This window comes from Polaromonas sp. P1_G2 (assembly GCF_056405515.1).
The window spans coordinates 1-3,731 of record NZ_JBFUBY010000402.1 but is presented as its reverse complement, the minus strand read 5'-3'; the positions used below and the strand labels follow the sequence as shown (position 1 = coordinate 3,731).

At 61.1% G+C, this 3,731-nt stretch carries 4 protein-coding genes; 1 reads left to right on the top strand and 3 read right to left on the bottom strand.

Going from position 1 to position 3,731, the window contains the following annotated elements:
• The 3 genes from AC1D0P_RS24255 to AC1D0P_RS24245 all read right to left on the bottom strand — a co-directional run.
• The coding region (locus tag AC1D0P_RS24255) for a hypothetical protein (protein WP_477679072.1) at positions 1–505 on the bottom strand (505 nt) is incomplete at its 3' end.
• Between the two features lie 440 nt (positions 506–945).
• Positions 946–1,284 (bottom strand): hypothetical protein, encoded by a 339-nt coding sequence (locus AC1D0P_RS24250; RefSeq protein ID WP_477679071.1) that lies wholly within the window; start codon positions 1,282–1,284, stop codon positions 946–948.
• 105 nt (positions 1,285–1,389) lie between these two features.
• Positions 1,390–1,965, bottom strand: coding sequence for a toxin-activating lysine-acyltransferase (locus AC1D0P_RS24245; protein WP_477679070.1), 576 nt, complete (start codon positions 1,963–1,965; stop codon positions 1,390–1,392).
• 1,363 nt (positions 1,966–3,328) lie between these two features.
• Here AC1D0P_RS24245 and AC1D0P_RS24240 point away from each other — a divergent pair.
• The coding region (locus AC1D0P_RS24240; protein ID WP_477679069.1) for a hypothetical protein at positions 3,329–3,731 on the top strand (403 nt) is incomplete at its 3' end.

Sequence of the window (3,731 nt, the reverse complement as noted above, 5' to 3'; positions counted from 1 at the left end):
GCTTGTCACTGCCCCAGTAGGGCGCCAGCGCAAAGATACCTGCCAACCCATTGACAAGCCCGCCTCCATAGGTACCCAGACGGCCATAAATCTTGCTTGTGTTCGCGTCCCATCTGCTTTTTTTGGGGGTGCGAGTCTGGCCTAGCGCCAAAGGCCCGATGAGTTCATCATTGCCAAGGACAAAACCAGGGTCTTTGACCAAAATCTTGCCAAAGCTGTCCAGCGCCTTGAAACCATTGGCGCCGATGTTGGCCAGGGCACCCACCAGCCCAAAAATCGCTGACGTAACCTCCGCGCCACTCCTGTCACCGTCTTTTTTCGCGGCGGCGTTATTGATCTGCCATATCGCCACCCCCACGGCCAACACCGCATTGAGCGTAAAAGTAGCGCTGCCGACGGCGCCGCCCCAGTTACGGTAATTTTTTACGTTGTTACGCATTGGTGCGGTGACGGGATCCAGACGAGTGAATGAACCTACGGCGGAGGGTGCGGCCGGTGCCACCATGGGCACGGCTGCGGGTACGGCCGCGGCTCCGCTCACGCCTGGAGGTACGCGCCCGGGCACGGTTCCGGACCCACCCGCGCCTGGGGGCACGAGCCCAGGCACGGTTCCGGACCCACTCACGCCTGAAGGTGCAAGCGCGGGCCCGGTTCTGCCAATCACGGGTTGGAAGTTTGGCCCCAAGTCCAGGATAAAGCCGTTCGCTAACAACTGGTAATAGCGCCCAGTCATCTGATTCCTATAGGGGAGACCTACGGCCCCCGTGGCGATGACTTTCCATACGCCGTCGCTCGGATCTAGCTGGTACACATGATCACTATCCCAACCCAGATTCCCCAGCCGCCGCTGCACCATGTATGAGGCAGGCAAAGGAACTCCGGGAGCAAACTGTACCGGTAAAAGGTTAGCATTCGGCACCTGCTGAGCGAGGTCAATCTGCGGCACTATCTGAGAGAAAACTTGGAATGCGGGTACGCCAGCTGGTTGAGCTGGTTGAGCTGGTCGAGCTGGTCGAGCTGCAGCTGCTGGCGCAGCTGCCGGGCCAATTCCTGCCCCGGCAAYTGCAGCGGGGCCCAGTAATATTGCGACATCTGGTTCGTCTGCGACTCGTACAGATAATCCAGTACATCGCTGTGCTTGCCCATAGCTATGGCCGGCTTCTTGTAGAGGTTCTCCAACCCGGACAAGGTGTAACACCGGTACACCAGATTCAGCGCCCTGTCGGTGTTGTTGTAGGCCGCATAGGGATTGACCGGGTCCATGAGTTTTTTGTACACACTCATTTGAGAGCGCCCCTTGGCTGCGTCGAGTATGGCTTGGAGTGTTGCTTTGGAAGTGGCCATGGTGGTTTGTCTCCTTCGTTAAATGAAATGGGCGGCGGCCTGTGCTTACAAGGCCGTCTCAATTGCCGCAGCGGCATACCCGTTTTTGTTCTTCATGCGCACCTGGTRCGTTTTCTGTCCTTCGATGGCTTGCAGGAACTCCCGGTAGTAGCCGGCCAGCAAGGCCTGTGTGGCGCGCCTGTCGGTGTCCCGCCCCCTGAACTCCATGACCCGCCCGGTGCGGCTGCCCTGCTTGACGCGGATGGCGCGCGCGACCGAGGTGGGGAACCTGTCGGCCAGCCGGTTTTTGAGTTCAAACGAATCGGCCTTGCCGAAAGGCGCGACCCAGTCGACGAACCACAGGTGGTCGCCGCCGTTCCAGTCGGCCAGCGCGATGTGGGAGGCGTCCAGCATGTAGGCAGCCTCGGCCCGGCTGTCCAGGTGGGCCCAGCTGCAATAGGCGACCGGCATGCCGTCGCGCTCAAGCAGCAGGTACTGGCCCAGTTCAATCGGCGGCAGCGCGAAGCGGCTCAGCAGATCAACTTCCCAGTAGTGGTGCAGCGGGGAGTTCATCCACAGCCAGGCGAGCTTGCCGAGCACCGTGAATTTGTCGGTGGGCATGGGGGTGCGGTCCTGCGTCATGGCGGGTTTCCTTGGGGTGGTGGGTGTGGGCCCTTGGTGGGCGGGATGCGGGGCGGCGGCGAAAGCGCTGCCGCTGCCGGCGTTAAAAGGCCGTGCGGCCTTTGCCGGGCGTGCGGGGCGGGAGCCGCCCTGCGGGGAGAGAGATGCCAACGCGTTCATGCCGGTTCTCGCTGCTTCATCGACTGGCGTCTCGCGATACAAACCTGGTGCCCTAAACCCACCGTGTTGCCTGTATCTGTCTTTGCTTCAACTTTTACTTAAGTTGTATATTTTTCGAAATATGAGACGCCTTTTCCATTAATAAGCCCATAGGTGCACACCGATTAGTAATCTCTAAGTGGTACACACCTTGAGCCTGAGCTTAGGCAAGGCCTGGAAAAACCGCGAGTTCACATTGCCTTTTTGCGGGCATTGTTGTGACGATTTCTTGCAAATAGTTGGGTTTGCTTTCGGAATCGTGTTGGCCTGTCATGCGTTTGTGGCAGGGGTCATGAGGCGGGTTGTGCCTGGTGCTCTCGCGCCTTCCCCCGCTGGGGAAAGGTTGGGATGGGGCGGCGATGGTGGATGTTTCGCCGTGCTGGTTCGAAGGCCGCTGGCCCCTACCCCTGCCCTCCCCCAGCGGGGGAGGGAGCTGGATCGGGGAGAGGGAGTTCAATTGGAAAGAAGGCCGCGCACAGCGGACCACAGCGGGGCAATCACCAGGCCTGGTTCATTGTTTCCATGGGTAAATCAGAGTGGTTAACTGTACGCATGTACAGTAGTATTGCCTCACCTAAATACCCAAGCCAATGAGAACAAAGGACCAAGATGCAGCTGTCAAACCACCACCCTCCGCTCTGGGCGCGCGTCACGCCGCAGCCCCGGCCGCAACCGGCGCGCGTGCCCGCGCCCTGGCCTTTTTATGTGCAGGCGCCGTGGCGGCCCTGCGGCGATATGGAGGTGAATGCCCGGCGTGTGCTGGAAGTTTCGGCGCGTTATTTTTCGGCGCCTATGGCTGAGCCGGCGGCGGTGCATCGCAGTAGCGCTAAAGGCGGATGCTGAAGCCTGTTTGAAGGCCGCCGGCCCGCACCTCTGCCCTCCCCCAGCGGGGGAGGGAGTCAAAACCGGAAACTATGAGGCAACCAGCGGCGCAGGCGATTGGCGCGGAAATCCTGGTGAGTCTTCAGACGTGGGCGCTGTGCTGACGCCAAGGCTGCCGGAAAAGCACCGGCAGGGAATTTCCGTCACCAGCTGAGGGGTTTCGGCTTGCCAGTCCTTTTCACCGCGTCTTCATAATGGCGTGATGACAGCCACACACCCGCCCCTTGCCTTCATGAGCCTTTCACGCCGTTTCCCGCGGTCCCCTGTCCTTCTCGCATCCCTTGTGCTTCCCGCCCTGCTGTGCTGCGGCCTTGCGCAGGCCCAGGCAGCAGGCCCAGCCCGCGCGGCCTCCGCCGCCAAACCCGCGGGTGCCACAGCCACCCATCCTCTGTTGGGCACCTGGAGCTGGACCTTGCCCGGCAAGCCATGCACGGAAACCTGGCAATACCGCGCCGACGGCAGGCGCCTGGGCACCAGCGGCGAGGAAGTGACCCAGGGCGATTACCAGGTGTCGGCCAAGCCCACGACCACGGGTTTTTACCCGCTGACCGAAACCGTGACCAACAGCAACGGCAAGCGCGACTGCTCGGGGGACCTGCATGCGGACGGGGACGAAAGCGTGATCCGCTTTATCCAGTTCAGCCCCAAGCAGGACCAGTTCATCGTCTGCAAGACCGCTTCACTGG